This is a genomic window from Micromonospora sp. C28ISP2-4, from assembly GCF_030519385.1.
GTDB classification, from domain to species: Bacteria; Actinomycetota; Actinomycetes; order Mycobacteriales; family Micromonosporaceae; genus Micromonospora; species Micromonospora tulbaghiae.
Genome location: NZ_JAUMKG010000001.1, coordinates 921,616 through 947,237 on the forward strand (window position 1 = coordinate 921,616; position 25,622 = coordinate 947,237).

Genomic DNA, 25,622 nt, shown 5'->3' on the forward strand with positions numbered 1-25,622 from the left:
GTGGTGATCCGCCGCCGTGCTTTCATGAGGCAATGGCGGCGGATACCACTGACCTTGACGACCTTCGCGTACGCGCCGAGCGCTGGCTCGCCGACGACCCGGACCCGGAGGGCCGCGTCGAGCTGCGCGCGGTCCTCGACGGGCTGCCCGGCACGGCGGCCGACCTGGCCGACCGGTTCGCCGGTCCGCTGACCTTCGGCACCGCCGGGCTGCGCGGCCCGCTGCGGGCCGGGCCGAACGGCATGAACCTCGCCGTGGTCACCCAGGCCGCCGCCGGGCTGGTCGGCTGGCTCGCCGCCCAGGGCGGCGAGGGCCCGCTGGTGATCGGGTACGACGCCCGGCGCGGCTCCCGTGCGTTCGCCGAGCGCACCGCGCAGGTGGCCACCGGTGCGGGCCGCCCGGCGCTGCTGCTGCCCCGGCCGCTGCCCACGCCCGTGCTGGCGTTCGCGGTCCGGCAGCTCGGCGCGGTCGCCGGGGTGATGGTCACCGCCAGTCACAACCCGCCGCAGGACAACGGCTACAAGGTCTACCTGGGCGCGCAGCTCGGCGGTGAGCTGGGCGCCGGCGCGCAGATCGTGCCGCCCGCCGACGCCGGCATCGAGGCGGCCATCCGGGCGGTCGGTCCGCTCGCGGCGGTGCCGCTCGGCCCGGCCGGTCAGGTGCTCGGCGACGACCTGGTGACCGCGTACGTCGAGCAGGCCGCCGCCGTGGTGGACCCGGCCGGACCACGGGACCTGAAGGTGGCGTACACGCCGCTGCACGGGGTGGGCGCCGCGGTGCTGACCGCCGCGTTCGCGCGCGCCGGTTTCGGCGTTCCCGGCGTGGTGCCCGAACAGGCCGAGCCGGACCCGGCGTTCCCGACCGTCAGCTTCCCCAACCCGGAGGAGCCGGGCGCGGTGGACCTGCTGGTCGCGCTCGCCGACCGCACCGGCGCGGACCTCGCCATCGCCAACGACCCGGACGCGGACCGCTGCGCGGTGGCGGTACGCGACGCCGGGTCCTGGCGGATGCTGCGCGGCGACGAGGTGGGCGCCCTGCTCGCCGACCACCTGATGCGGCGCGGGGTGACCGGCCTGTACGCCACCACGATCGTGTCGTCGGCGCTGCTGCGGGCGATGGCGGCGGCCCGGGGCCTGCCCTACGACGAGACGCTGACCGGGTTCAAGTGGATCGTCCGGGCCGGCGGCGGCCGGGAGCCGCTGGTGTACGGCTACGAGGAGGCGCTGGGCTACTGCGTCGCGCCGGGTCACGTCCGCGACAAGGACGGCATCACCGCCGCGCTGACGGTCGCCGAGCTGGCCGCCGGTCTCAAGGCCGAGGGCCGTACGCTCCTGGACCGGCTGGACGAGCTGGCCGCCGAGTTCGGCGTGCACCACACCGAGCAGCTCTCGGTCCGGGTGGAGGACCTGCGGGTGATCGCGGACTCGATGGCGCGGATCCGGGCGGCCACCCCGACCACGCTGCTCGGGCAGCCGGTGACCGAGGCGTCCGACCTGCTCCCCGACGCGGACGTGGTGATCCTGCGTACCGGCGCGGCCCGGGTGGTGATCCGGCCGTCCGGCACCGAGCCGAAGCTCAAGGCGTACCTGGAGGTGGTGGAGCCGGTGAGCGGCGGCGACGTGCCGGCGGCCCGGCAGCGCGCGCGTGCAGCGGTCACCGAGCTGCGCAACGAGATCGCCGCCGCCCTCGGCCTCTAGCCATGGATGTAAGGAAGGGCCCCTTCTTAACGCCTGGCGTTAAGAAGGGGCCCTTCCTCTACCGGAGGCGTTAAGAGGGGGCCCTTCCTTACCGCTTGCCCAGGGCGGCGTCGACGGCCTGGCCCAGCGCGGCGATGACCAGGCTGATCGACGGGCGCACCACGCTGTCGTCCAGGCTGACAGTGCCGGAGAACCCGGCCCCGGCGGCGATCTCCTCCAGGCGCCGGCCGGCGTCCTCGGCGGCCGGGCCGGTCAGCCCCAGCGCCGGTTCCATCCGCAGCACCGCGACGAGCGTGGCCAGCGCGGCGGTCCGCTCGTCCGGGATCTGCCCGCTGGTCAGCGCGTCCGCCAGCCGCCGCCGGATGTCCGCCTCGACCGAGGCGTCGGCCACCGGGTAGCGGTGCACGTGGATGAAGCCCAGCTCGGTCTCGTCCACGTCCCGCACCACGCCCCGGCCGCAGAGGTCGGAGAGGATCCGGTCGCGCAGCCCGTGCCGCAGTCGCTGCACCCACGAGGACGGCGTGTGCGGGGTGTCCGCGGCGATCTTGGCGAGTACGGCGTCCGCGATCGGCTCGCCGGTCGGGGCCGGGTCGACCACCGCCAGGTTCCCGTCCGCGTACGCGACCCGTCCGGCCAGGGCCAGCTCGACCAGTACGGCGGCGGCCATGCCCAGGTCCAGGCTGATCCGCGGCATGGTGGCCTTGCCGGTTTCGTCGTCATACGCGAGGAGCAGCAGCTCCTCGGCGAGCGCAACACCAGTCATGGCCCGGAACGCTAGCGCCTCCCCGCACCCCCGCGCATCGACTCGCCGGGGCCGCCCGATTCACACCGAGAGGGCCCTTTCCCAGCGGGAAAGGGCCCTCTTCACCGAATAGCCGGATCGCCCCGATCATCGGCATCGCCGGGATCGCCGAAGGGTCGCCGGGGTCGGAACCGGCACCCCCGGACGGCCGGATCAGAAGCGGGGCATGCCGCCGAACTGGCGGTCGCCGGCGTCACCCAGGCCGGGGACGATGAACTTCGAGTCGTTCAGTCCCTCGTCGATCGAGGCGGTGACCAGGCGCAGCGGCAGGCCGGAGCGCTCCAGCCGCTCGATGCCGACCGGGGCGGCCAGCACGCACAGCACCGTGATGTCGGTGCACCCGCGGTCGGCGAGCAGCCGGCAGCAGTGCTCCAGCGAGCCGCCGGTGGCGAGCATCGGGTCGAGCACCAGCACCGGCAGGCCGGCGAGGTCGCGCGGCAGCGACTCCATGTACGCGCGGGGCTCGTACGTCTCCTCGTCGCGGGCCAGGCCGACGAAGCCCATCGACGACTCGGGCAGCAGGCCGAGCGCGGCGTCGGCCATGCCGAGACCGGCCCGCAGCACCGGCACCAGCAGCGGCGGGTTCGCCAGCCGGCTGCCCTCGGTGGCGGTGACCGGGGTCTGGATCGAGTACTTCTCGACCGGGAAGGAGCGCGCGGCCTCGTACACCAGCATGGTGGTGAGTTCGCGCAGCGCCGCCCGGAACGACGACGAGTCGGTCCGGGCGTCCCGCATGGCGGTCAGCCGCGTCTGGGCGAGCGGATGGTCAATGACGTGTACGTCCACGATCGCTCAACCTACCGTTTGCCGGCGCGGCACCGGGCGGGTGCGGTACGACCAGCGACTCCGCTCACGTATGACGCTCACTACCGGTCGTTCGTGAGCAAGATCACTCGACTCGCGGGTGCGTACTATTCGGGGCATGACGGCGACAACGACGTCGGCCCGGTCGGACCTCACCGAGCTGGGACGATCCGAGACCGCTCTGCGGACCTTCCTGCACGGCCTGCCCGGCGTGGACCAGGTCGGCGCGGAGCAGCGGGCGGCACAACTCGGCACCCGCTCCATCAAGACCACCGCGAAGGCCGAGGCGATCGACCTGGCGATCCGGATGGTCGACCTGACCACCCTGGAAGGGGCGGACACGCCGGGCAAGGTGCGGGCGCTGGCGGCCAAGGCGCTGCGCCCCGACCCGGCCGACCCGAGCTGCCCGCACGTCGGCGCCGTCTGCGTCTACCCGTCGATGGTTCCGTACGTGGCCGAGGTGCTGCGCGGCAGCGGCGTGCACCTGGCCAGCGTGGCGACCGCGTTCCCGTCCGGTCAGGCGCCGCTGGAGATCAAGCTCGCCGACGTGCGCGCGGCGGTCGAGGCGGGCGCCGACGAGATCGACATGGTGATCAACCGGGGTGCGTTCCTGGCCGGGCGCTACCAGGAGGTCTACGACGAGATCGTGGCCACCAAGGAGGCGTGCGGGGACGCCCACCTCAAGGTGATCCTGGAGACCGGTGAGCTGGCCACGTACGACAACGTGCGCCGCGCGTCCTGGCTCGCCATGCTGGCCGGCGGCGACTTCATCAAGACCTCCACCGGCAAGGTCCCGGTCGCGGCCACCCTGCCGGTGACTCTGGTGATGCTGGAGGCGGTGCGCGACTTCCGTGCCGCCACCGGGCGTCAGGTCGGCGTGAAGCCGGCCGGCGGCATCAAGACCACCAAGGACGCGATCAAGTACCTGGTCATGGTCAACGAGACGGTCGGCGCCGACTGGCTGAGCCCGGACTGGTTCCGGTTCGGCGCGTCGAGCCTGCTCAACGACCTGCTCATGCAGCGCACCAAGCTGACGACCGGCGTCTACGCCGGCCCCGACTACTTCACCCTGGACTGAACGCGATGTTCGAATACGCTCCCGCCCCCGAGTCCCGCTCGGTGGTGGGCATCAAGCCCTCGTACGGGCTCTTCGTCGACGGCGCGTTCGTCGACCCGGCCTCCGGCGGCAGCTTCAAGTCGGTGAACCCGGCCTCCGAGGAGGTGCTGGCCGAGATCGCCGAGGCGGGCGCCGACGACGTGGACCGTGCGGTCCGCGCCGCCCGCAACGCGTACGAGAAGGTCTGGGGTCCGATGCCGGGCCGGGACCGGGCCAAGTACCTGTTCCGGATCGCCCGGCTCATCCAGGAGCGCTCGCGCGAGCTGGCGGTGCTGGAGTCGCTGGACAACGGCAAGCCGATCAAGGAGTCGCGCGACGTCGACCTGCCGCTGGTCGCCGCGCACTTCTTCTACTACGCGGGCTGGGCGGACAAGCTCCCCCACGCGGGCTTCGGCCCCGACCCGAAGCCGCTCGGTGTGGCCGCGCAGGTCATCCCGTGGAACTTCCCGCTGCTCATGCTGGCGTGGAAGATCGCCCCGGCGCTGGCGGCCGGCAACACTGTGGTGCTCAAGCCGGCCGAGACCACTCCCCTCACCGCGCTGCTGTTCGCCGAGATCTGCCAGCAGGCCGACCTGCCGGCCGGCGTGGTGAACATCGTCACCGGCGCGGGCGACACCGGCCGGGCGCTGGTCGAGCACCCGGGCGTGGACAAGGTCGCGTTCACCGGCTCCACCGAGGTCGGCCGGGCCATCGCCCGCGCGGTCGCGGGCACCCGCAAGAAGCTGACGCTGGAGCTGGGCGGCAAGGCCGCGAACATCGTCTTCGACGACGCCCCGATCGACCAGGCCGTCGAGGGCATCGTCAACGGCATCTTCTTCAACCAGGGGCACGTCTGCTGCGCCGGCTCGCGGCTGCTGGTCCAGGAGTCGGTGGCGGACCGGGTGCTGGAGTCGCTCAAGCGCCGGATGGCCCAGCTCCGCGTCGGTGACCCGCTGGACAAGAACACCGACATCGGTGCGATCAACTCGGCCGAGCAGCTGGCCCGCATCCGGGAGCTGTCCGACGCCGGGTCCGCCGAGGGCGCGGAGCGCTGGTCGCCGCCGTGCGAGCTGCCCGAGCGCGGCTTCTGGTTCGCGCCGACCATCTTCACCGGCGTCACCCAGGCTCATCGGATCGCCCGCGAGGAGATCTTCGGCCCGGTGCTGTCCGTGCTGACGTTCCGCACCCCGGCGGAGGCGGTCGAGAAGGCCAACAACACGCCGTACGGGCTGTCGGCCGGGATCTGGACCGACAAGGGTTCCCGGATCCTGTGGCTGGCCGACCGGCTGCGCGCGGGCGTGGTGTGGGCCAACACGTTCAACAAGTTCGACCCGACCTCGCCGTTCGGCGGCTACAAGGAGTCGGGCTACGGTCGCGAGGGCGGCCGGCACGGGCTGGAGGGGTACCTCAATGTCTGAGCGGGTCGCGGTACGCAAGACGTACAAGCTCTTCATCGGCGGGAAGTTCCCGCGCAGCGAGTCGGGACGGTCGTATCTCGTGCAATCCGCGAACGTGTCTCTTGCCTCCCGGAAGGACGCGCGGGACGCGGTAGTGGCCGCCCGCGCCGCGGTGAAGGGCTGGGCCGGGGCGACCGCGTACAACAGGGGTCAGATCCTCTACCGGGTCGCCGAGATGCTGGAGGGCCGGCGCGAGCAGTTCGTCGCCCTGGGCGTCCCGGCCGACGAGGTGGACGCGGCGATCGACCGCTGGGTCTGGTACGCCGGATGGTCCGACAAGCTGCCCCAGGTGTACGGCGGCGCGAACCCGGTGGCCGGCCCGTACTTCAACCTGTCCGCGCCGGAGCCCACGGGCGTGGTCGCGGTGGTGGCCCCCGAGGAGCCCGCGCTGCTCGGCCTGGTGAGCGTGATCGCCCCGGCGATCGTCACCGGCAACACGGTGGTGGTGGCCGCCTCCCCGGCGGCGCCGCTGGCGGCGGTGACGCTGGCCGAGGTGCTCGCGACCTCCGACCTGCCCGGCGGGGTGGTCAACATCCTCACCGGCCGGCTGACCGAGACCGTGCCGACGCTCGCCGCGCACATGGACGTCAACGCGATCGACCTGACCGGCGTCGCCGACGCCGAGCTGGCGGCGGACCTGGAGATCAAGGCCGCGGAGAACCTCAAGCGGGTGCTGCGGCCGGCCCCGGCCGACCACGACTGGTACGCCGATCCCGGCATCACCCGGATGACCACGCTGCTGGAGACCAAGACGGTCTGGCACCCGAAGGGCGTCTGACCCCGGCGGCTCCCCGGGGGTCGGAAGGGATCTACTACCGGGGGTAGGATTGACGGGTGACTCGGCTGGGGGACCTTGAGCGTGCCGTGATGGACGTGCTGTGGGACGCGGCTCCCGCCTCGTCGGGTGGCGTGACTGTGCGCGAGGTCGCCGACGCCCTGGACGGCCGCGAACTCGCCTACACCACGGTCATGACAGTGCTCGACCGGCTCGCCGGCAAGGGCATGGTGCAGCGCGAGCGGGAGGGGCGCGCCTGGCGTTACCGCCCGGCCGCCACCCGCGAGGCGCACATCGCCCAGCTCATGCTCGAAGCCCTCGATCTCGGCGGCAGCCGGGACGCCGCACTCGTGCGCTTCGCCCGCTCGGTGACCGGCACGGAGGCGGACGTGCTCCGCGCCGCGCTCGGCGCCGAGGCCGGGGCGACGGTCGAGGACGGACCGGCCGGCCGGGTCGAGAACCCCCGATCCGGCCGACCGGCGCTCGACGAGGCGACGGACCGGTAGGGCGGCTGCCGTGGCGTACGCCCTGCACTTCGCCGCGATCATCCTGGCCTGCTGGCTGACCGCGCAGGTCCTCGCCGCCGCGCGCTGGACCTGGCGGGCGCCCCGAGTGGCGATCGTCTGCTGGCAGGCGGTCGGGCTGGCGCTCGGCCTGTCCGCCATGGGGCTGCCGATGGCGCTGGGGCTCGACGCGTACGACCGGGCGACGGGGCACGCGCTGGTGGCCCTGGCCGACGACCTGGCCCACGGCACGCTGCCCGCCGGGCTGGGCGCGGTGCACCTCAGCCTGGTCGGGGTCGGTCTCGGCATCGGCGCGGTGCTGCTCACCACGACGGTACGCAGCCTGCACGGCGCGGTCCGGGCGCAGCGCCGGCACCGGGAGCTGCTGCACCTGGTGGCCCGGCGTGACCCCACGGTGCCCGGAGCGCTGGTGCTCGACCACCCGAGCGCCGCGGCGTACTGCCTGCCCGGCGTGCGTCCTCGCGTGGTGGTGAGCGCCGGCACGCTCGACCTGCTCGACCCGGCCGAACTGGCGGCGGTGCTCACCCACGAGCGCGCGCACGCCCAGGAGCGGCACGACCTGGTGCTGCTGCCGTTCACCGCGTTGTGCCGGGCGCTGCCCTGGTTCCGGTGGGTGCGGGACGCGCACGCGCGGGTGGCGCTGCTGGTCGAGATGCGCGCCGACGACAAGGCCCGGGAGTTGCACGCGGACGCGCCGCTGGCCGGTGCGCTGCGCCGGTTCGCCGCCGCCGAGCACCGGGTGCAGCCGGCCGGCACGCTCGGACTCGGCGACCGCGACCTCGACGTACGCGTGCAGCGGCTGCTCGTCGCGGACCGCCCGCCGCGGGTGCTCGGCGCGATGGCGCTGGCCGTCGCCGGCACGCTCGTCTCCCTGCCGTTCGCCCTGTTCCTGAGCTGACCTCGTCCCCTACGGGACTTCTCCGGGTTCGCGCACCCGTATAGGTAGTGAGGCTACGTGTAGGTTGGCTACGACAAGAGAGCCAACCCATGGGAGGACGACAGTGGACCCGCTGCTCCTCGCCCGCCTCCAGTTCGCCACCACCACCTCGATCCACTTCCTCTTCGTGGCGGTCACGCTCGGCCTGGTCACGCTGCTGGTCGGGTTGCAGACGGCCGGCTACCTGACCGGCAAGCCGGTGTACGAGCGGCTGACCCGGTTCTGGGGCCAGCTCTACGTGATCAACTACGTGCTCGGCATCGCCACCGGCATCGTCATGGAGTTCCAGTTCGGGCTGAACTGGAGCGGTCTGTCGCGCTACGTGGGAAACGTGTTCGGCGCGCCGCTGGCCATCGAGACGCTCGTGGCGTTCTTCCTGGAGTCCACGTTCCTCGGCATGTGGATCTTCGGGTGGCACCGGCTGCGGCGCGGCGTGCACCTGGCGCTGCTCTGGGGCGTGGCGATCACCGCGTACGCCTCGGCGTTCTGGATCATGGTGGCGAACGCCTGGCTCCAGAACCCGGTCGGGTACGAGGTCCGCGACGGCGTCGCCCACCTCACCGACTTCGGCGCCCTGCTCACCAATCCCACGTTCGGCATGGCGTTCGGCCACGTCGTCTCGGCGAGCCTGGTCACCGGCGGCCTGCTGATGGCCGCGGTGAGCGCCTGGCACCTGCTGCGGCGCACCAGCGACTACGCGCTCTTCCGCACCTCGCTGCGGCTCGGCCTGGTCACCGCGGCCCTAGCGGTCAGCATGCTCCAGGGTTTCGGCTTCGCCCAGTTCGGCCCGGTCGCCCAGCTGCAGCCCACCAAGTTCGGCGGCGGCCCCGACCGCGACGCGCTCGTCGCCGACTGGACCGCGCGGTTCGGCCCCGGCGACTGGGAACCACCGGTGCTCTCCGACGTGGGCCTCGGCTTCATGATCCTGATCGGCTTCACGCTCGGCGCCCTCTGGCTCCTGCTGCCGCTGCTCTGGCGGGACTGGATCATCCGGCTGAAGGTGCCACTCTGGCTGATCCTGCTCGGCCTGCCGCTGCCCTTCGTGGCGATGCTGCTCGGCTGGCTCGCCCGCGAGGTCGGCCGCCAGCCCTGGGCCGCGTACGGGCTGCTGCCCACCGCGCAGGCCGTCTCGCCGGTCTCTCCCGGGCTGATGCTCACCTCGCTGATCGGGTTCAGCCTGCTGCTCGGCGCGCTCGCGGTGACCAACTGGACGCTGATGGCCCGGCACGCCGCCCGGGGCGCGCACGACCCCGCGCTCGGCCGTCCGCCAGCGCCCGACACCGACGCCCACCACCAGCCCGTGTTCGTCTGAGGGAGCCGCCGTGGAACTCGCCTGGTACGCCCTGCTCGGCCTCTTCTTCGCCACCTACCTCGTGCTCGGCGGCTACGACTACGGTGTCGGCCTGCTGCTGGCCCGGCGCGGCCCGGCACCGGGCAGCCGGGCCACGCTCACCGCGCTCGGGCCGTTCTTCCTCGGCAACGAGGTCTGGCTGGTCGCCGCCGTCGGCATCCTGTTCGGCGCGTTCCCCCGGCTGGAGGGCGAGCTGCTCTCCGGCTTCTACCCGGCCGTGCTCGCCGCGCTGGCCGGGGTGGTGCTGGTGACCGCCGGGGTGCAGTTGCGCAGCCGCCCGGCCGCCGCCACCGCTCGCGCCCGCTGGGACCGGGTGGTGGTGACCGGCTGCGTGCTCGCCGCGCTGGGCTGGGGCGCGCTGCTCGCCGGGCTGCTCCAGGGCGTGCCGCTCGGCGCGGACGGCCACGTGGTCGGTGTCGGTCATCTCGCCACCCCGTTCGTCGCCGCCGCCGGGCTGGCGCTGCTCGCGCTGGTCGCCGTGCACGGTGCGACGTTCCTCACGCTCCGGCTGCCCGCCGCCGAGGCCCCGGCGCTCGCCCGGCTGGCGAGCGGCCTGGTGCCCGCCGCGCTCGTCGCCGTCGCCGCGGCCACCGTCCTGGGCGTGCTCTCCGATCGGGTACGCGCCGCGGTGGCGCGCCCGGCGGTGGCCGTACTCCTGCCGTTGGCGCTCGTGGCGGCGCTGCTGGCGGCCCGCGCGGCGCTGCGGCGGGGCCGGGCCGGTGTGGCCTTCGCGGCGACCGCGACGGCGCTGGCGCTTCCGGCGCCGCTGATCGGGGCCGCGCTCTGGCCCCGGATCCTGGTCTCCACGGCGGACCCGGCGGCGTCGTTGACGGTGGCCGAGGCGGCCGCGAGCCGCCCGACGCTGGCCCTGTTGGGATGGCTCGCGTTACCGCTCCTGCCGGCCCTACTAGGCTTTCAGGCGATGTGCTGGTGGGTTTTCCGGGGACGGATCGACGGCAGGGCACCGGTGTACTGGTGAACCGCCGCCCGTTCGACCCGCGTCTGCTGCGTCGGGTCCCCGCGGCCCGGCGCGACCTCGCCGTGCTCGCGGTGCTGGGCGGGCTCACCGCACTGCTGGTGATCGCCCAGGCCACCGCGCTGGCGACGCTGCTGGCCACGGCGTTCGACGGGCGGCTGCACCGCCCGGCGCTGGCCGGTTTCGTGGCCGCCGTGGCCGGGCGGGCGCTGGTGAGCTGGGCGCAGGGCACCGTCGCGGCGCGGGCCGCCGCGACGGTAAAGGCGGCGCTGCGCGCCGACCTGCTCGGCGCGGTCGGCCGGCACGGCCCCACCTGGGTCGCCGGGCAGCGGGCCGGGCAGCTCGCCACCCTGGCCGGGCGGGGCCTGGACGCGCTGGACCCCTACTTCACCGGCTACCTGCCGCAGCTCGTGCTCAGCGTCACCGTGCCGGTCGCGGTGCTCGCCCGGATCGTGTTCGCCGACTGGAGCTCGGCGCTGATCATCGCGCTCACCATCCCGCTCATCCCGATCTTCGGCGCGCTGCTCGGCTGGCAGGCACAGGCCGCCACCGAACGGCAGTGGCGGCGGCTGTCGCTGCTCGGCGGGCACTTCCTCGACATGGTGGCCGGGCTGCCCACGCTGCGCGCGTTCGGCCGGTCCCGGGGGCAGGTCGACGTGGTACGCCGGATGGCCGACGGCCACCGCCAGGCCACCATGAAGACGCTGCGGATCGCGTTCCTGTCCGCGCTGGTGCTGGAACTGGTCGCCACGCTGTCGGTCGCGCTGGTCGCGGTGCCGGTCGGCATCCGGCTGCTCGGCGGCGGCCTCACGCTCTCCACCGCGCTGCTGGTGCTGCTGCTCACCCCGGAGGCGTACCTGCCGCTGCGCGCCGCGGGCAGCCGGTTCCACGCCAGCATGGAAGGGCTCACCGCGCTGGACGAGGCGCTCACGCTCTCCGCCCCCGACGCGTCCGCAACGACAGCCGGGCCCCGCCGTCCGGCGCCGGGCGGCCGGGGTGAGATCCGCTTCGAGGGCGTCACAGTCGCGTACGACCGGACCACGGCGCTGCGCGACGTCACGCTGACCATCCGGCCCGGCGACCGCGTGGCGATCATCGGGCCCAGCGGCGCGGGCAAGAGCACGCTGCTCAACCTGCTGCTCGGCTTCGTCGCACCGACCTCCGGCCGGGTCACAGTCGACGGGGCGGACCTGGCCGGGGTCGACCTCGACGCGTGGCGGCGCGAGCTGGCCTGGGTGCCGCAGCGGGCGCACCTGTTCGCCGGGTCGCTCGCCGACAACATCCGCCTCGGCGCACCGGACACGCCGGATGCCGCGCTCGCCGCGGCGGTCACCGGCGCCGCGCTGGACGAGGTGATCGACGCCCTGCCCGACGGGCTGGACACCCGCCTCGGCGAGCGCGGCCACGGCCTGTCCAGCGGGCAGCGGCAGCGCGTCGCGCTGGCTCGCGCGTTCCTCCGGGACGCCCCGATCGTGCTCCTCGACGAGCCGACCGCGCGGCTGGACAGCGCCAGCGAGGCGGTGGTGCTGGACGCGACCCGGCGGCTGGTCGCCGGACGTACCGCGCTGCTCGTCGCGCACCGGCCCGCACTGCTCGCCGACGCCGACCGGATCCTGCGCGTCGAGGACGGCCGGGTCACCGAGCTGCACCCCACCGCCGCCGGACCGGGAGTGCCCCGATGAGCCCCGTGTCCCCCGCCTGCCCGGTGGTGGCCCGGTGACCGCCGCCGACGGCGTGACGCCGGTGGGCCGCGAACCGGCCGGACCCACAGGGGTTCCCGTGACGCCCTCCGGCTCACCGGAGCCGCCCGTGCCCGCCCGCCCCGGTGCGGAACGCGCGGTGCTGCGCCTGGCCCGGCCGTACCTGAACCGGCTGCTCGGCGCCGGACTGCTCGCCGCCGCGACCGAGTTCGCCGGCCTCGCGCTGATGGCCACCGCCACCTGGCTGCTGATGAGCGCCGCCGGCCGGCCTCCGCTGGACCGGCTGACGGTGGCGATCGTCGCGGTCCGGGCGCTGGCGGTCAGCCGCGGCGTGTTCCGGTACACCGAACGGCTCGCCGGGCACGACGCCGTGCTGCGCATGATCACCGACGTGCGGGCCCGCGTCTTCGCCACGCTCGCCGCCCGGCGCGAGACCGGCCGGCGTACCGGGGACGCGCTGAGCCGCCTGGTCTCCGACGTGGAGGCGGCGCAGGACCTGCTCCTGCGCGTCCTCGTGCCGGGAGCGGCGGCGGCACTGGTCAGCGTGCTCGCGGTCGGCGTCGCCGCGCTGATCTCACCGCCGGCCGCCGGGGTGCTCGCCATCGGCCTGCTCGTGGCCGGCGTGGTGCTCCCAGCGCTCGCCACCCGGATCACCCGCCGCGCCGCCGACGAGGTGGCGCCGCTGCGGGGCGCGCTCGCCGTGGACGCGGTCGACCTCACCCACGGCGCCGCCGACCTGGCCGCGTTCGGGGCGACCGGCACCGCGCTCGCCGCCGCCGACGAGCGGGCCGGACGGTTGGCCCGGCTGGAACGCCGGCTCGCCGCGACCGGCTTCGCGGTGGACGCGCTCGGCGTCCTCGTCGGTGGCCTCACCGCCGCCGCAGTCGTGGTCGTGGCGTTGCGCGCCGAGGTCGGCGGCGTGCTGGTCGGCGTCCTCGCGGTCGGCTCGCTCGCCGCCGTGGAGGTGGCGCTCGCACTCGTCGCGGCGGCCCGCCAGCGCACCCAGTTGCGGGCCGGGCTGGCCCGCGTCGCCGACGTGCTCACCGAGCCCGCCACGGCGACGCCGACGGGCGCGCCGGAGCCCGTGATCGACGGCCACGACGTCCGGTTCGCCGACGTCACGGTCCGCTACCGGGCCGGTGCCGCCCCCGCCCTGGCCGGCTTCGACCTCGACCTGCCCGCCGGCCGCCGGGTGGCGGTGGTGGGGCCGAGCGGCGCCGGCAAGAGCACACTCGCCGCGGTGCTCACCGGCGCGGTACGCCCCGACACCGGCCGGGTCAGCGCCGGCGGCGTGCCGGTGTCCGAGATCCCGGCCGAGCACCTGCCCCGGGTGGTCGGCGGCCTGCTCGCCGAGGCGTACGTCTTCCACGCCACGGTCAAGGAGAACCTGCTCCTCGGCCGTCCGGACGCCACCGAGGCGGACCTGGTCGCCGCCACCCGGGCGGCCGGCCTGCTCGACTGGGTGCGCGAGCAGCCCGACGGCTGGGACACGGTGGTCGGCGAGCAGGGCGGGCAGCTCTCCGGCGGGCAACGGCAGCGCCTCGCGCTGGCCCGCGCGCTGCTGGCCGCCCCGCCGGTGCTGGTGCTCGACGAACCGACCGAAGGGCTCGACCCGGCCGCCGCCGACGCGGTGCTGAACTCGACGCTCGCCGCCACCCCGGCCGGGCACTCGGTGCTGCTGATCAGCCACCGGCTCAGCGGTCTCGCCGGGCTGGGCGAGATCGTGGTGCTCGAAGGCGGCCGGGTCGTGCAGCGCGGCCGGCACGACGAGCTGGTCGCACGCCCCGGCTGGTACCGGGAGCAGTGGCTGCGCCAGGAGGCGGCCGAGCGCGGCTACCTGGCGATCACGCCCTGAGGCCCGGCCGATCGGGGTTTTCCCTGACGCGGGTGTCGCCCGTCGGTGGCAGGCTTGGCCGCATGTTGGTGCATGAGGAGGCAGTGGTCGACCGCCGGCTGCACGAACTGTCCGCGCGGTTGCACGGGCCGAACCGGCTCAAGGCCGACCTGCTGACCGAGGCGCGGCACGCGCTGGAGGACGCCGTCGAGGCGTACCGGGAAGGGGGCCTGCCGCGGGCGGAGGCGCAGCGGCGGGCGGTCGCCGAGTTCGGCAGCGACGCCCAGCTCGTGCCGGGTTTCCAGGCCGAGCTGGCCGTCGGCGCGCTGCGCGGGCTGGCGCTGCGCACGCTCGTGGTGGCGGTGGTGCTCATCGCCGCCGGTGACCTGACCTGGCAGGGTTCGAGCTGGAGCGGCGGTCCGCCGCCACCGCAGAGCTACCTGCTGCTCTCCGCCTCGCTGAACGGCATCTGGGGCGTGGTCGCCGCGTTGGCGCTGGTCGCGCTGCTGGTCGGCCCGCTCGCCGGCCGGTGGAGATCACCGCGGCTCGTCCGCTCGGCGCGGCTGATCGGTTTCGGTCTGACCGGCAGCCTGCTGCTCGGCGCGGTCGCCGGGGGCGCGCTGTTCGGCTGGTCGATCGGGCTGTGGGACGCGGCGCTCACCTGGCCTCCCCTGATCATCGGGATGGTGGTGGTCTCGGCTGCCTGGTTCGCCCTGGCCCGGGCGGCCCGCTGCTGGGTGCTCGCCGACCGCCGACTGGCCGCCTGAGCGGCTCGCCTCGGCTGCCGAGGCGAGCCCGTCAGGCCGGCGCGGTGGGTGGCTCGTCCGCGCCGAGGAACCGCCCGACGGTGGCGCTGAACTCGTGCCAGCCGGCCCGCTCCCCGGCGAGCGCGCGACCGCCGGCATCGGTCAGCTCGTAGGTGCGGCGCTCCCGGCCGTTCACAGTGCTCCAGGTGCTCGCCACCAGCCCGGCCCGCTCCAGCCGGCGCAGCGCCGGATAGATGGTGCCGGTGGGCAGATCCAGCGTGCCGCCGCTGCGGGCACGCAACGCCTCGATGATCGCGTAGCCGTGCAGCGCGCCCCGTTCCAGCACGGCGAGCAGCAGCGCGTCCAGGTGTCCGTGCAGCGCCTGCGCCTTCATGCGTAGCAACGCTACTTGTCGCGTCACCGCGACGCCAAGGGGTGCGACTCCCGGTCGGAACCGTCGCCCACTAGGGTATGTGCGCAGAGTCACTCGGCGGCGCGACGCCGTCGGGTGGGCAACCCGAACGCACACGGAGGTCAGCGTGGCCCGCCAGTCGCCCCAACGGCCCGACGCCGACGAGCCCGAGCTCGACGACACCGACGCCGCCGCCGCGGCCGACGAGGTCGAGGAGGACCGCCCGCCGGCCGACCGCGCGCTCTGGGACGAGGTGCGGATCGACCCGGTGGAGATCGCCCTGCCCGCCGGCACCGGCTTCACGCTGCGGGCGTACCGGCAGGCGCGCGAGCTGACTCCGACCGACGTCGCCGAGCGCGACCAGGACGACCCGTTCCTGGCCCGCCGCCAGGTCGTCGAGACCGAGGACGACGAGGAGGTGGTGATCCTCGACGAGGAGTTCGCTGCCCTCTCCGCCGAGGAGGACGACGAGGACGAGGAGAAGGACGCCAAGTCCCGCCGCAAGGGCAAGGCCGGCGCCTCGGAGGACGAGAAGGCCGAGGCCGAGGCCGACGACGAGGCCGAGGACGACGAGGACGAGGACGAGGCGGGCGACGAGGAGGTGCCGGTCTTCCTCACCCACAAGGGCCGGCTCCTGCTGTTCAAGACCCCGGAGTCATTGGTCACTTTCATCCGTTCCGGTGCGCCCAACGACCTGTCCCAGCTGGACAGTTGGAATGAACTGTCCGAACGGCTGGAGCCGGCCGACATCGCCCCGCTGGACGAGGACACGTACGAGCTCGACCTGGTGGTGGAGAACCTGCGCGGCGGCCACGACGCGTGGGACCACGAGCTGCTCATCGAAGCCGGCGAGATCGCCCGTGACCTGGCGTACGCCCTGCGGCTACCCGCCGTGCTGGACATGCTCTCCGCCGGCTCCAGCCTGGACGACCTGGACGAGGCGCTGCGCGCTTCGGTAAACGGTGGCGTCGGCGGTTTCCTGGGTCGGCGCCGGCTGAAGAAAATCGGGGCACAAACCGCAAGTTTGGGTTGGCGCACCATTGTCGGCAAGATCTCTGCGGTTGTGGACTGGCGCGACTGACCCGGAGCGGGGAGCATCAGTCTCTGGCAGAGCAAGACCTGTGTCCCGGGAGGAGGACGACGCCGTGGCGCTCGTGCGCGTGTACTGCGGTCTGGCCTCGGCAGATCCGGCCGACCGAACGGCTTCGGCCGGAACGACGCTGACGTCCGCTGTGGTCGACGACGCAGGCCGTCTGCTGCACGTCTGCGAGATCGGTGACGATCCCGCCGGTTACGCCCGGCTGGTCGCGCTGCTGGTGGAACGGTCCGGCGGTCCGAGCGGCGCGGCCATCGCCGCGGACAGCGACGACCACATCGTCACCTCGCTGCTCAGCGCCGCCGGCCGGCCGCTGGCGATCGCGGACGACGACTCGGTGGACGACTTCGCCGAGCGCTTCGCCGACGACGACTCCCTGGAGGAGATGAACTCCCCGCCCGCCGAGCGTCGCGCGGTCGGGCTGGCCCGCGCGCTCCAGGCCGGCGCGCTCTCCGCGGTGACCCTCCCGGCGCCGCGTGAACTTGCCGGATACACGCAGGTCCTGGCCGCGCACGCGGCACTGGCGAGCGGCCGGCACTCCGCCGCGGTGACGCTGCGCGAGGTGCTCCGCGAGCTCTACCCGGCCGCGCTGCGGGCCTACCCGGATCCTGCCGACCGGGTCGCCCTGGCCGTCCTCGACGCGCTGCCCGAGCCGGGGATGCTCACCGGCCACGCGGGCCGTGGTGGCCGGGACGGCGCGCTGGCCGCCGACGCGGTCGTCGCCCAACTGGCCGGCGAGGGCGTGGCCGACGCCGACGCCGTCTCCGACGCGGTGACCGCGCTGCGCGTCGCCATCTCCGAGACGCCCCGGCGGGCCACAGTCAACCGCACGCTCACCGCGGCCGTCGCCGAGACCGTACGCCAGGCCGTCGCCTCGGTCCGGACCTGCGACGCCGGCTGCGACGCGCTCGTCGGCGCGCTCGCCGAACGCACCGCTCCCGCCCCCGCGACCGGCCGCCGGGCCGCCGCCCGACGGGGGGAGCAGGTCGACGAGCTGGCCTCGACGTCGGCGGCCGACCTGCGTCCGGTGCGCTCGATCCAGCCGGAGCCGATCGCCGAGCCCCACCGCGGACGCCCCGAACCGGCCGGCGCACCCGAGCCGGCCGGCCGTCGCGGTCGTCCCGAGCCGGTCCCCGGTGGGCGGCGCAGCCGTCCGGAACCGGTGTCCGGTGCGGCCGCCACGACGTCGCCCCGGCCGCTCGGCCCGCCACCGGTCGCACCCCCGCCGGTGACGCCGCCGCCGGTCGCCCCGGCCCCGGTCACGCCTGTCGCCCCGGCGGCCGCACTGGGCCGGCCGCCCTCGGCTCCCCCGGCGCGGCCCGAGCCGACCGGCGCGCCGCTGCCGTCGCGGGTGGACGGCCCCACCAACCGGCCGATCTCCGCGCCGCCCCCGCCGCCACCCGGGATCACGCCTATCGCCCCGTCACCGCGCGGCGCCGTGCCGCCGGCCGAGGCCGGCGAGCCGTTCCGCCCGACGCTCACCACCGCGGCGATCAACAAGGCGCGGGCCGAGCGCCAGCGCACAGTCATCCCGCCCCGGCCCAAGACGAACCAGAGCCCGGAACCGCCGACCGGTGGGTTCAGCGCCACCGACCTGAGCATCCCGGTGCCGGCCCCGCGTCCGCCCGCGCCGGAGGCGCCGCCGGGCTCCCGGGCGAACTGGCCGCTGGTGAACAACGAGGACGACACCGCGCGGGAGCGGGAGGGCACCACCTACTCGTACGGGCGGGGCGTGGACGCACCGAGTGACCCCGGCCGGGTCACGCCGCCGTGGCTCGCCGACGACCTGCCGCAGGAGCCGCCGATGCTGCGGCTGGTGGAGCCGCCGCCGCTCGCCGACCGCGCGCTGCGCGACGAGATGGGCCGGCCGGCCGACCCCGGCTTGGAGACGCCCCCGCTGCGTCTGGTCGACCAGGGCGACCCTGGCCGCGTCCCGCTGCCCGCCGCGCCCGAGCGGCGTCCCGCCCCGAAGGAGCACCGGCCGCCGCCGGTCTCCGACGAGGGTGACGGCGACCTGCTGATCTTCGCGCAGGCCAAGTCCGCCTGGTTCGTCGGGCACGGCGACGAGGCCGACCTGGACTGGTCGACCACCGCCGACACCGGCTGGCAGGCGGCCGAGCAGGCGGCCCGCCCGGCCGTCGGCGCGGAGACCAAGGCCGGGCTGCCGAAGCGCGTGCCGCAGGCCAACCTGGTGCCGGGCTCCCCGCTGCGCGAGGAGCGTCCGCTGCGGATCGTCCGGAACGCGGCGAGCCTCGCCGAGAACACCACCGGATACTTCCGGGGCTGGCGGCGCGGCCAGGAGATCGGCGGCTTCGCCGTGGGCGGCCGTCCGGGCCGTGAAGCGGCCGGCGGCTGGGACTTCACCCGCGACACCGGTGACCGCGACGACGACCGGGAGTACGAGTACCGCTCGGCGGGCTACCGTTCCTGACCGGCCCGCCCGGGGTGTTACATCCCACACCGGGACGATTTGACGCTGGGCTGGACCGGCCGGGAACATACCCGGCGGACCAGCGGCGGCGCCTGTTCGCCGGGGTGGGAAGGCGATTCCATTGGCGACACCGGCGTTCGACTCCACTGTGCTCACCCGGCGGGGCGTCCTCGCCGCCGCTGCCGGGAGCCTGCTGCTCGCCGGTTGCGCGCCGCAGGGCCAGCGGCCGGACGACGGCCCGTCCAGCAGCGCGCCGAGCGACCAGGATCTGATCGTCGGCGCGAGTCTGGAGCTGACCGGCTCCGGGTCGCTGCTCGGCGTCGCCCAGCGGCAGGCCCTCCAGCTCACCGCCGACTCGCTGAACCGCACCGGCGTACCGGTCGGGAACCTGGTCCGGTCGGTCCGGCTCCAGATCCTGGACAACGGCAGCAATCCCGCGGTTGCCGCCCGCCACGCCGCCGACCTCACCCGGGCCGGCGCGCAGGCGCTCATCGGCGGCGTACTCGGCGAGACCTCGATGGCCCTCGCGGCGGCCGCCCAGCGGGTCAAGACGCCCTTCCTGTCGCTCGGCTACGGCGACCGCATCGCGCTGCCGCTGGACGAGCGCACGTTCACCTACAAGCTCACCCCGGACGCCGTCGACATGGCGAGCCGCCTGGTGGAGCTGTTCGAGTCCAAGCGGATCCGGCGGGTGTCGGTGCTCGCCGCCGACGGCCTGCACGGCGACTCGGGTGTGCGGGCGATGCGGGAGGCACTCGCCGACAGCACCACCGACCTGGACCGCACGGTACGCCTGCCGGCGACCGGCCGCCGCTTCCGTGCCGCCGCCGAGCGCGTCGCCGGTAGCCAGCGGGACGGCGTGGTGGTGTGGGGTACCGCACCCGACTCCGGTGTGGCGGCGCGGGAGCTACGCGCCGCCGGCCACCGCGGCCCGATCTTCTTCGACGCCGGCGCGGTCGCCGACGACACCGTCCAGGGGGCGAACGCCGCCGCCGTGGAGGGCGCGTACGCGGTCCACCCGGCCTGCCTGGACATCTCCGCGGCCACCGCCACCACGACGGCGCAGCTGGCCCGCCGGGACTTCGTCAACCGCTACACGCAGCGGCACGGCGTCAGCCCGGACTTCGCCCCGTACGCCTCGGACGCGCTCCAGCTCGTCGCCACGTCGGCGCGGATGGCGACGAGCCTCGACCGGGGCCGGCTGCGGGCCCTCCTCCAGGCGCAGACGGTCGAGGGCATCGCCGGCGGGTACGCGTTCCGCGCCGACCGGCACGGCGGCATGGAACCCGACTCGCTCTCCGTGTACCAGGTGTTCCGGGGCACCTGGACCCGCTACGCCTGATTTCCAACATCACCCGGTGACCGTCCCGCTGGACGGTCACCGGGTGGTCGCGTACCGTGTCCGACCCCGGACGGCAGGAAGCGCCCGGTGGCCCTGAGGCCGCCGGGCGCTTCCGCGCGTCGGTCAGGCGGGCGCGACGGCCCGCGAGCGCCGCATGGTGAGCACGTACTCGACCAGCGAGATCAGCACGTGCTTCGTGGACTCCCGGTTACGGGCGTCGCACGGCACCACCGGCACGTCGCGGGAGATCGCCAGCGCGTCCCGGACGTCCTGCGGATCGTGGTACTGCATGCCGTCGAAGCAGTTGATGGCCACCAGGTACGGCAGCCGCCGGTGCTCGAAGAAGTCGATGGCGGCGAAGCAGTCGGCGAGCCGCCGGGTGTCGACGAGCACCACCGCGCCGATCGCACCCCGGACCAACTCGTCCCACATGAACCAGAACCGCGTCTGACCCGGCGTACCGAACAGGTACAGGATCAGATCCCGGTCGATCGAAATACGACCGAAGTCCATCGCCACCGTGGTCGTCGTCTTACCCGGCACCTGCCGGGTGTCGTCGACGCCGACACCGGCGGAGGTCATGATCGCCTCCGTGGTAAGCGGCGTGATCTCGGAGACCGAGCCGACCAGCGTCGTCTTGCCGACGCCGAACCCACCGGCGATAACGATCTTCGCCGACGTCACTCGGCCGCTCGGGGCCGGCGGCCGGTGCGACATGTCAGAGCCTGCGAAGTCCACTCAGCACCCTCTCCAGCAGTTCAGTGCCCACCGCGTCGTCGGAGTCGTCCAAAATGGTCGGCTCGTGGACCGCGACCAGGCCGTCCGTCGCCATGTCGGCGATGAGCACCCGGGCCACGCCGAGCGGAAGCTGCATCCGCGCCGCGATCTCGGCGAGCGACTGCACACGTCCGTCACACAACGCGGCGATGTACTGGTGTTCACGACCGTGGCCACCATTGCCAGTGGCAACCGCTCGGCCGCGCACCGTCGTCTCGACGAGTGCCTCCAGGGCGATGTCGAGCCGGGGACGGGTACGACCGCGGGTGACGGCGTACGGCCGGACCAACGCGCCGGTCGGCTCGTCACGATCCACCATGTCGCCGCTCACCTCCCTCGTACCCGGCACCGGCTCGCCCCGGTGACATTCGTCGCTGTCGTAGTTGTTCCCGCACCTGACCCACCGGCCAGCGCGTCATTCAGCCCATCATCCCCACAGCCGTGCGCGGCTGCGGTGTCAGGGCATCGCCCACCCGGTCCACGAGCAGGGCCATCTCGTACCCGACCTGACCCACGTCGCAGCTCCGCGCCGCCAGCACCGCGAACGACGAACCGTCCGAGATGGACATCAGGAACAGGAAGCCGTTGTCCATCTCGACGACTGTCTGCAACACCGCTCCGCCCTCGAAGCAGCGGGCCGCGCCCTGGGTGAGGCTGACCAGACCGGACGCGATCGCGGCGAGCTGGTCGGCGCGGTCCCGCGGAAGGTCACGGGACGAGGCGAGAAGCAGGCCGTCGGCCGAGACCGCGACCGCGTGCGCCACACCGGGCACCCGGTCGGCGAAGTTGGCGAGCAGCCATCCGAGATCCTGCGTAGTAGTCATCCTTGTTGCTCCTTCTGCCCGCTCCCGGCCACCGGGCCTGAGTCAGACTGCGAGGACTGCTGCCCGCCCGGAGTGCCCTCCGGGCCGGTCGTGTTGCTGTCGGTGTTACGCCCGCGCTGCACGCCCCGATGGTAGGCCGAGAGCAGGCCCCGGACCCCCTCCGGTGTACGCCGCTGCACCGACGCAGAAGGCTTGTCGATGCTGCCCGGCACGAGCTGCGCCATCGGCGTCCGCTTCGGCAGGCCCTTCCGGGTGGTCTCCGCAACCGGGACCTCGGTGGCCGCCGAGGCGGCGCGCCAGCCGTCGTCGGCCGCCGTCTGCCACGGGGAGGAGGACTGCGGCGACGCGGCCGGCTGCCGGGTGGGCAACCCGCCGGTGTACGCGGGACGGGTGTTCCCGTTCGCCGCGCCGTTGTCACGCGGTGCTCCGCCGGCCGTCGGAGTGTGTGCCATCGGTGTGTTACCTGTCGTTGCGGGTGTCGTCTGCGGCACGGGCCGGCCGGCCGTGTCCACCTTGGCGAACTGCTGGGTGGCGGCACCACCGTTCGTCGTCGCGGCCGGTGCCGCCGACTCCTCGTTGGGCCCGGGCCGGCGGGTGCGGAACCACGCCGACTCCAGCTCCCGGAAGATCGGCAGCTCCATCGTCTCGTCCGCGTACCGCTGGCGGTTGCCCGCCTGCTGCGGGGTGGCCGGCCGCGACACCGGCGCCGCCGGGGTGGCGGGCCGGGCCTCGGACGGCCGGCTCGCGGCCGGGGCGGCGGACGGCTGGCCGGCCGTCGGCTGCGGGGTGGCCGGCATTTCCGTGCGCGGCACCCGGGGCAGCTCGGTGGTCATGTCCATGCCGCTCGCCGGCCGTTCCGGCGCCGGGGCGGGCGTCGGCGCGACCGGAGGCCAGACCGGCGGCGCGCTGACACCCGGAGCGGGCATCGGGCGCGCCTGCGGCTGGTTCGCCGGCGGCGCGGAGGCCGGGTGACCGGCGGCGGGCTGTCCGGAGACCGGAGCGGCCGACACGGGGTGCCCGGAGACCGGCGCGGCCGAGACCGGACGGTACGGCAGCGGGTCGCCGGAGACCGGCGCAGCGGAGACCGGACGGCCCGAGAACGGGTCGCCGGAGACCGGCGCGGCCGAGACCGGGCGGTACGGCAGCGGGTTGCCGGAGGCCGGTGCGCCGGAGACCGGGGGCAGCGGCGGCGCGGACACCGGCGGGACCGGTGGCGCGGAGACCGGCGGCGGGCTGTAGGGCCGCGCCTCCGGGCTGCTCGGCAGCTGGCGCGGGATCGCCGGCTGCTGGCCGCTGGTGCCCGGGTCACCCTCGCCCGGGTTGCGCCGCTGCGGCAGCGGCTCGAATCCCTGGCCGTTCGACGGCCGGGAGCCGAATCCGCCGTCCCCACCGGACGGGTTGGCGCCGGTGAGGTCGGACCAGGCCGGCATGGCCCGGCCGCCACCGGCGTTCGCCGGGGTGCCCGAGCCGTTGCGCGGCGCCGGGTCGAAGGCACGTCCGCCGAGCGTGACCTGGTTGCCCGAGGAGCCCGGGTGCGGCGCCGGCGGCAGGCCCGGCGGGTTGTTGTTGCCGAAGGCCGCCAGGGCGCCGAAGGCGGGCGTCGGTCCGCTCTGCTGCGGGGCGGCGGGCGGCAGGGCCGGCGCGCCCGGACCACGGCCGGCCAGGGCACGCGGGACCAGGACCGAGGTCGGCAGCGTCACGTCGGCGACGGTGCCCCGGTCGGCGCCCGGTCGCAGCTCGACCCGGACACCGTGCCGGGCGGCCAGCCGGGCGACCACGACCAGGCCCATCATCCGGGAGACAGCGACGTCCACCTGCGGCGGCGTGGCCAGCCGCTCGTTGAGGTCACGGAGCTGCTCCGGGCTGATGCCGATGCCGCGGTCCTCCACGTAGAGGGAGGCGCGGTCGCCGACCCGCCGGGCCTCCACCATGACCTGCGAGTCCGGCGGGGAGAAGGCGGTGGCGTTGTCGAACAGCTCGGCGACCAGGTGCACCAGGTCGTTGACCGCGTGGGCGGCGACCTCGATGTCCCGGTCGATGACGCCGAACTCGATCCGGGTGTAGTGCTCGACCTCGGACTGGGCGGCGCGGAGCACGTCGATCAGGGCGGCGGGCTCGCGCTGCACACGGGTGGAGTCCGCGCCGGCGAGGACCAGCAGGTTCTCGTCGTTGCGGCGCATCCGGGTGGCCAGGTGGTCGAGCTGGAACAGCTCGGCCAGGCGGTCCGGGTCCTCCTCGCCGCGCTCCAGCCGGTCGAGGTGGCCGATCAGCCGGTCGACCAGGATCTGCGAGCGGCGGGCCAGGTTGACGAACATGGTCGCGACCGACGCCCGCAGGGCGGCCTGCTCGGCGGCGGTCCGGACGGCCTCCAGGTGGACGGCGTTGAACGCCTCGGTCACCTGGCCGAACTCGTCCTTGCTGCGCACCGGCAGCGGCTCGGCGATCTGGTTCGCCAGTTGCACCGGGGAGAGCTGGCCGGTCACCTGCGGGTCGCGCAGCCGGGCGACCGCCTGTGGCAGCCCGTACTGGGCCACCGCCAGGGCGCCCTGGCGCAGGTCGCGCAGCGAGCGGGCCATCGAGCGGGCCACCAGGTACGCGAACAGGATGGCCAGCAGCAGCATGGTGAGCAGGAGACCGGTCTCCAGGAACACCTGGCGCTGGGTGTCCGAACGCAGCGCGTCGGCCTGCCGGACCACGTTGCCGTCGAGCCGGCCCTCCACGGTCCGGATCAGCTTGGCGTTGGCGACCATCGTCTGGTCCCACTGGTCCGACCCGAACGGGGCGTTCTCCATCGAGCCGTTGTTGTTGCCCGAGATGAAGCTGGTGAAGCGGTCGGCCTTGCGCAGGTCGGGCCCGGAGACGGTCTGCTCGTAGAACAGCTTGTCGGGCTCGGTGGCGACGGCCTGGAAGGTCGCCAGCGACTGCGACTGCCCGGTGCCACTGGCGATGAACTGCTCGCGCAGCGCGGCGGTGTACTGGTTCTGGGTGAGCGCCTGGTGGACGACGACCCGGCGCTGGGTCAGGTATTCCTTCTGCCGGGCCACGGCGGCCGCCGCGCGCATCCGGTCGCTCAGGTCGTTGTTGCCGGCGAGCTGGGTGGCCGAGTCGCGGATGGCGAGCAGGTCCTCGATGAGCTGCCGGTACGCCTGGTCGGCGTCATTGATCTTGAGCTTGCCGTTCAGCACCTGGCTGCGGGTCGCCGGCAGGTCCTTGAGCTGGGTGTCGATCGTGTCCAGCAGCCCGACGAAGTTGCGGGGCAGGTCGTCGATCTCGCCACGCTGCCGCAGGTAGGGCGACTTCGCCTGGTCCACCCGCTGGTTGGCGCGGTTGTAGCCCTCCTGGTACTGCGCCCGGGTCTGGAACTCCTTCGCGCCGAGGAAGAGCACGGCGCCGACCCGCTCGTCCTGCACGGTGTCGACCAGGTCACCCGAGTAGCCGATCAGGTTGGCCAGATCCCCCGCCCGGTTGGCATTGTTGAGCGTCTCCAGGTGGTCGACCAGACCACTGGTGCCCACCACGACCGTGGCGATGGTCGGCACGATCATGATCAGACCGAGCTTGGACCAGATCGGCATGTCGCGCAGCCGACTCATCGGCCGGCGCAGCCGCGACAGGAAGGAGCCCGCCGTCGTTGGCCGTTTGCTCACGTCACCGCCCTCGCATTACCGCGCTCCGCGCCACCCTGAGGGCAACGCCGAGCGTCCGACCCGGCGGGTCGGACCTCCGAGATTCCATCACGCCGCTCCGCAAAGAGAAAGACCAGGTTGTCCCTCACCGGAGGTGTGATGAGATGTTGATGCAATTTGATAGCAATCCGTCTGGCCGGAGTCACTGAAGGTAATGGAACACCCGCACCGCGTCGTCTTGCTCGCCGGCCCCTCCGGGTCGGGAAAGTCATACATAGCCCAGCGAACCGGACTTCCGGTGCTCTGCCTGGACGACTTCTACAAGGACGGCGATGACCCTACGTGCCCGCGCCGAAACGGACAGGTGGATTGGGAGTCCCCCTTGTCCTGGGATGCGGACACGGCGGTGCAAACA

At 74.1% G+C, this 25,622-nt stretch carries 21 protein-coding genes; 14 read left to right on the forward strand and 7 right to left on the reverse strand.

Annotated features, from left to right (window positions below; genetic code table 11):
• The first annotated feature begins 32 nt into the window (after positions 1-32).
• Positions 33-1,697 (forward strand): phospho-sugar mutase, encoded by a 1,665-nt coding sequence (locus tag Q3W68_RS04290; RefSeq protein ID WP_302904186.1) that lies wholly within the window; start codon positions 33-35, stop codon positions 1,695-1,697.
• An 88-nt stretch (positions 1,698-1,785) separates the two neighbouring features.
• Here Q3W68_RS04290 and Q3W68_RS04295 read toward each other — a convergent pair whose 3' ends face one another.
• Positions 1,786-2,460 (reverse strand): GPP34 family phosphoprotein, encoded by a 675-nt coding sequence (locus Q3W68_RS04295; RefSeq protein ID WP_302904187.1) that lies wholly within the window; start codon positions 2,458-2,460, stop codon positions 1,786-1,788.
• Positions 2,461-2,652: 192 nt separating this feature from the next.
• Positions 2,653-3,285, reverse strand: a complete 633-nt coding sequence (upp, locus tag Q3W68_RS04300; protein ID WP_302904188.1) for a uracil phosphoribosyltransferase — start codon at positions 3,283-3,285, stop codon at positions 2,653-2,655.
• 136 nt (positions 3,286-3,421) lie between these two features.
• Between upp and deoC the strand changes: the two genes are divergently transcribed.
• From deoC to Q3W68_RS04350, 10 genes are all read left to right on the forward strand, one after another.
• Positions 3,422-4,381, forward strand: coding sequence for a deoxyribose-phosphate aldolase (gene deoC / locus Q3W68_RS04305; RefSeq protein ID WP_302904189.1), 960 nt, complete (start codon positions 3,422-3,424; stop codon positions 4,379-4,381).
• Between the two features lie 5 nt (positions 4,382-4,386).
• Entirely contained in the window at positions 4,387-5,817 is a 1,431-nt protein-coding gene (locus Q3W68_RS04310) for an aldehyde dehydrogenase family protein (RefSeq protein WP_302904190.1), read from the forward strand.
• Positions 5,810-6,634: an aldehyde dehydrogenase family protein gene (locus tag Q3W68_RS04315; protein ID WP_302904191.1), complete on the forward strand. Its 825-nt coding sequence runs from the start codon at positions 5,810-5,812 to the stop codon at positions 6,632-6,634. Before Q3W68_RS04310 ends, Q3W68_RS04315 begins: the two co-directional genes overlap by 8 nt.
• 56 nt (positions 6,635-6,690) lie before the next feature.
• Positions 6,691-7,137, forward strand: a complete 447-nt coding sequence (locus tag Q3W68_RS04320) for a BlaI/MecI/CopY family transcriptional regulator (protein ID WP_194798631.1) — start codon at positions 6,691-6,693, stop codon at positions 7,135-7,137.
• Between the two features lie 10 nt (positions 7,138-7,147).
• A complete protein-coding gene (locus tag Q3W68_RS04325; protein ID WP_302904192.1) occupies positions 7,148-8,053 on the forward strand; it encodes a M56 family metallopeptidase in 906 nt (301 codons plus the stop codon).
• Positions 8,054-8,156: 103 nt separating this feature from the next.
• Positions 8,157-9,404: a cytochrome ubiquinol oxidase subunit I gene (locus Q3W68_RS04330; RefSeq protein ID WP_302904193.1), complete on the forward strand. Its 1,248-nt coding sequence runs from the start codon at positions 8,157-8,159 to the stop codon at positions 9,402-9,404.
• 10 nt (positions 9,405-9,414) lie between these two features.
• Complete coding sequence (locus Q3W68_RS04335) at positions 9,415-10,422, forward strand: cytochrome d ubiquinol oxidase subunit II (protein WP_302904194.1); 1,008 nt, start codon at positions 9,415-9,417, stop codon at positions 10,420-10,422.
• Positions 10,419-12,101: a thiol reductant ABC exporter subunit CydD gene (gene cydD, locus Q3W68_RS04340; RefSeq protein ID WP_302904195.1), complete on the forward strand. Its 1,683-nt coding sequence runs from the start codon at positions 10,419-10,421 to the stop codon at positions 12,099-12,101. Before Q3W68_RS04335 ends, cydD begins: the two co-directional genes overlap by 4 nt.
• Before the next feature lie 97 nt (positions 12,102-12,198).
• Positions 12,199-13,974: a thiol reductant ABC exporter subunit CydC gene (gene cydC / locus Q3W68_RS04345; RefSeq protein ID WP_302904196.1), complete on the forward strand. Its 1,776-nt coding sequence runs from the start codon at positions 12,199-12,201 to the stop codon at positions 13,972-13,974.
• 62 nt (positions 13,975-14,036) lie between these two features.
• Entirely contained in the window at positions 14,037-14,720 is a 684-nt protein-coding gene (locus tag Q3W68_RS04350) for a permease prefix domain 1-containing protein (protein ID WP_302904197.1), read from the forward strand.
• Between the two features lie 31 nt (positions 14,721-14,751).
• Here the strand turns inward: Q3W68_RS04350 and Q3W68_RS04355 are convergent, their stop codons facing one another.
• Positions 14,752-15,093 (reverse strand): PadR family transcriptional regulator, encoded by a 342-nt coding sequence (locus Q3W68_RS04355; protein ID WP_120571680.1) that lies wholly within the window; start codon positions 15,091-15,093, stop codon positions 14,752-14,754.
• Between the two features lie 145 nt (positions 15,094-15,238).
• On the opposite strand from Q3W68_RS04355, the gene Q3W68_RS04360 reads away from it, so the two are divergent.
• From Q3W68_RS04360 to Q3W68_RS04370, 3 genes are all read left to right on the forward strand, one after another.
• Positions 15,239-16,192, forward strand: coding sequence for a DNA primase (locus Q3W68_RS04360; RefSeq protein WP_302904198.1), 954 nt, complete (start codon positions 15,239-15,241; stop codon positions 16,190-16,192).
• 40 nt (positions 16,193-16,232) lie between these two features.
• On the forward strand, positions 16,233-18,638 hold the full coding sequence (locus Q3W68_RS04365) for a transposase (protein WP_302904199.1): 2,406 nt from the start codon (positions 16,233-16,235) through the stop codon (positions 18,636-18,638).
• A gap of 121 nt (positions 18,639-18,759) precedes the next feature.
• Positions 18,760-19,980 carry an ABC transporter substrate-binding protein gene (locus Q3W68_RS04370; protein ID WP_302904200.1) on the forward strand — a complete coding sequence of 407 codons (1,221 nt, stop codon included), beginning with the start codon at positions 18,760-18,762 and terminating at the stop codon, positions 19,978-19,980.
• A 123-nt stretch (positions 19,981-20,103) separates the two neighbouring features.
• On the opposite strand, the gene Q3W68_RS04375 is transcribed toward Q3W68_RS04370, so the two are convergent.
• The 4 genes from Q3W68_RS04375 to Q3W68_RS04390 form a co-directional block, all read right to left on the reverse strand.
• Positions 20,104-20,697, reverse strand: a complete 594-nt coding sequence (locus Q3W68_RS04375; RefSeq protein ID WP_030501201.1) for an ATP/GTP-binding protein — start codon at positions 20,695-20,697, stop codon at positions 20,104-20,106.
• Position 20,698: 1 nt separating this feature from the next.
• Complete coding sequence (locus tag Q3W68_RS04380) at positions 20,699-21,076, reverse strand: DUF742 domain-containing protein (protein WP_036345708.1); 378 nt, start codon at positions 21,074-21,076, stop codon at positions 20,699-20,701.
• Between the two features lie 100 nt (positions 21,077-21,176).
• Entirely contained in the window at positions 21,177-21,581 is a 405-nt protein-coding gene (locus tag Q3W68_RS04385) for a roadblock/LC7 domain-containing protein (RefSeq protein ID WP_013283992.1), read from the reverse strand.
• Complete coding sequence (locus Q3W68_RS04390) at positions 21,578-25,228, reverse strand: nitrate- and nitrite sensing domain-containing protein (protein WP_302904201.1); 3,651 nt, start codon at positions 25,226-25,228, stop codon at positions 21,578-21,580. The genes Q3W68_RS04385 and Q3W68_RS04390 overlap by 4 nt, the downstream gene beginning before the upstream one ends.
• Positions 25,229-25,622 lie beyond the last annotated feature (394 nt).